Origin of the sequence: Cobetia sp. 5-11-6-3 (assembly GCF_013374055.1) — a bacterium.
Classification (GTDB): Bacteria; Pseudomonadota; Gammaproteobacteria; order Pseudomonadales; family Halomonadaceae; genus Cobetia; species Cobetia marina.
In genome coordinates, this window is record NZ_BLWJ01000031.1 from 1 (window position 1) to 281 (window position 281).

Consider the following 281-nt stretch of genomic DNA (forward strand, 5'->3'; position numbering starts at 1 on the left):
GCCCGCATCATCGACCGTGAAGGTGCCGTAGTCGCTGCCATCGGTGGCCGCGACAAAGGCCAGGTCGGCATTGTCGGCGTCCGTCGCGGTCAGCGTGCCAGTGGCTTCCGGGGTGCCGTCTTCTGCCACGGCGCCGGTATTGGTGGAGATGACCGGCAGATCGTCGGTGCCGGTGATGGTGATGACAACGTTCTGGGTGTCCGTCGCGCCAGCGGTGTCGGTGACCGTCACTGCATAGGTCAGCGTCAGCGTCTCATCCGCCGCCAGGTAGTCGAAATCTT

The 281-nt window shown here is 64.8% G+C and carries 1 protein-coding gene; it reads right to left on the reverse strand.

Annotation, left to right across the window (positions count from 1 at the left end):
- Nucleotides 1–281, reverse strand: a 281-nt coding sequence (locus HXS66_RS17280; RefSeq protein WP_218015206.1) for a VCBS domain-containing protein, incomplete at both ends; no start/stop codon positions are given.